This is a genomic window from Burkholderia sp. AU4i (assembly GCF_000466765.1).
Lineage (GTDB): Bacteria > Pseudomonadota > Gammaproteobacteria > Burkholderiales > Burkholderiaceae > Burkholderia > Burkholderia cepacia.
In genome coordinates this window covers 1-2,747 of sequence record NZ_ASSI01000142.1, presented here as the reverse complement: position 1 = coordinate 2,747, position 2,747 = coordinate 1, and the positions used below count along the sequence as shown (strand labels likewise).

The 2,747-nt window shown below is 63.3% G+C and carries 2 protein-coding genes; both read left to right on the top strand.

The window, feature by feature from the left end; genetic code table 11:
- Nucleotides 1–264: 264 nt before the first annotated feature.
- A complete protein-coding gene (istA, locus tag L810_RS29515) occupies nt 265–1,821 on the top strand; it encodes an IS21-like element IS408 family transposase (protein WP_011875599.1) in 1,557 nt (518 codons plus the stop codon).
- A gap of 16 nt (nt 1,822–1,837) precedes the next feature.
- Nucleotides 1,838–2,587, top strand: a complete 750-nt coding sequence (gene istB / locus L810_RS29510) for an IS21-like element IS408 family helper ATPase IstB (RefSeq protein WP_006397350.1) — start codon at nt 1,838–1,840, stop codon at nt 2,585–2,587.
- The last annotated feature ends 160 nt before the right edge of the window (nt 2,588–2,747 follow it).

Below are 2,747 nucleotides of genomic sequence, written 5' to 3'. Positions count from 1 at the left end.
TGCGTATTCCGGCGAACGTGATCACGCATTTCGGCGGATCGTGATCATGGATTCCGAATGATCGTGATCACCCGTTTCGGTTGATCGTGATCGCTGATCACAGGTTTCCGAAACGCGTGATCACGATGCCGGAATGAGCGATCACGGGACCGAAACGGGTGATCACGTAACCGGAACGTAATCCGGGTTTGAGTCTGGCGGTGGCGTTGCGCATGTATTCACCGACGGCGTTAGCCTGCTCCCTTTTTTGCGGGAGAAGTGCCGATGCCGACACCTCGGATGAGCATGCGCAAATTGAAGGAAGTCCTGCGACTAAAGTGGGCGTGTGGCCTGACGCATCGGCAGATCAGCCGGGCTATCGGCATCAGCGTCGGTGCCGTCTCGAAGTTCGCGGCCCAAGCCAGCCAGGCGGGACTCGATTGGGCGGCAGCCGAAGCAATGTCCGACGACGAACTGGACGCGCGCCTGAGGCCTGCGGCAACCAATGCCGCGGCGACGACGACGCGACGCATCGAGCCCGACTACACGGCATTGCATCGCGAGCTGCGCCGCAAGGGCGTGACGCTGCAACTGCTGTGGGAAGAATACGCTGAAGCGAACCCCGGCCAGCGGACGTACCGCTACACGCAGTTCTGCCAGAAGTACAAGGACTGGGCGAAGTCGATCAAGCGCTCGATGCGTCAGCAGCACCGCGCCGGCGAGAAGCTGTTCGCGGACTTCGCGGGTCCCACCGTGCCGGTCCTGGCGAGCGATGGCGGCGTCGAGTTCGAGGCGCACGTGTTCGTTGCCGTGCTCGGCGCATCCAACTACACGTTCGCGTGCGCGACGCGCACCGAGACGATGGCGGACTGGATCGGCAGCCTGTGCGATGCGCTAGAGTTCATTGGCGGCGTGCCCGAGCTGCTCGTGCCCGACAACCCGAAGGCGCTGATCGCGCGACCCGACCGTTACGAACCCGGACTCGGCACGACCACGCAGGACTTCGTGAACCACTACGGCACCGCGATGCTGCCGGCGCGTCCGCGCAAACCGCAGGACAAGGCCAAGGTCGAAGTCGGCGTGCAGATCGTCGAGCGCTGGGTGCTGGCCCGACTGCGCCACTATCGCTTCTACAGTCTGGCTGAACTCAACAAGGCGATTGCAGAACTGATCGCCGACCTAAACCAGCGCCCGTTCAAGCGGCTCGAAGGCAACCGGCGTGAATGGTTCGAACGGCTGGACCAACCCGTCCTGCGCCCGTTGCCCGTGCGTCGCTACGAGATCGCCACCTTCCAGAAGTGCCGTGTGAACATCGATTACCACGTCGATGTCGGCGGCCACTATTACAGCGTCCCGCATAGCCTCGCACGGCAGGAGGTCTGGGCGCGTATCACACGCCACGGCGTAGAGATCCTGCATGGCGGCAAGCGTGTCGCTGCGCACGCTCGCTCGCGCCTCAAAGGCAAACACACGACCATCGCCGAACACATGCCGGCTGCGCATCGCGCGCACATGGAATGGACGCCTGGGCGCCTGCTCAACTGGGGCGCATCCGTCGGCCCCGGCGCCGAGGCTGTCGTGCGGCATCTGCTGACCAACAAACCTCACCCCGAGATGGGCTATCGCGCCTGTCTCGGTCTTCTCTCGCTCGCGCGCAAGTACGGCAAACACCGCCTCGAGGCCGCATGCCAGCGTGCATTGAAGATCGGCTCGCCCACGCGTCGCTCCGTGCTGTCAATCCTGGAAGCGGGACTTGACCTGCAGCCCTCGCTCCCGACCACGCCCGCCGAATGGCGCTCGCCCGAGCACGAGAACGTGCGCGGCCCCGACTACTACCACTGACCCGAAGGAGGTCACGATGTTGATGCAGCACACCCTTACCCAGCTAAAGGCGCTCAAACTGGACGGCATGGCTCGCGCGTTCGAGGAGCAGTCAACGCTCACGGCAAGCACCAGCCTGTCATTCGAGGAACGCGTGGGCATGCTCGTAGATCGCGAGCTGGCCTGGCGTGATACGCGACGACTCGAACGTTTGCTGCGCGCCGCGAAGCTCAAGAACCCACAGGCCTGCGTCGAAGACATTGAATACCGGCAAACCCGTGGGCTGGACCAGCGCATCGTCGCCACGCTCGCCGGCTGCGACTGGGTGCGCAATGCTCAGAACCTGATCCTGACCGGCCCCACCGGCGCGGGCAAGACGTGGCTCGCTTGCGCGTTCGGCCAGCAGGCGTGCCGGCAGGGCTTCTCCGTGTTCTATGTGCGCGTCGCGCGGCTGTTCGAAGAGCTGAAAATCGCGCACGGCGACGGCAGCTTCACACGTCGGCTTGCGCAACTCGCGAAGATTGATGTGCTGATCCTCGACGATTGGGGCTTGCAGGATCTCGACCAGGCGGCGCGCAATGATCTGCTTGAGGTACTTGATGATCGTGTCGGTACGCGCTCGACTGTGATCACCAGCCAGTTGCCGCTCGAACACTGGCACGCGTGGCTGCAGGACCCCACGCTCGCCGATGCGATTCTCGATCGGCTCGTGCATCAGGCCCACAAGCTTCCGGTCAAGGGCGATTCGATGAGAAAGAAAACGAAATCCGAGTCCGCTGACGCCTGATCGTGATCACCGTCGCTATAATCCATTGACCGCGCAACACCACCTTCCAGACTGATCACGTTCGCCGAAACGATTGATCACCATCGCCGAAATCCGCACAGCGCTCGTACCGGTGTTGGACGCGACCGCTTTCGCTGGGACTGTCTCCGGCGACACAGTG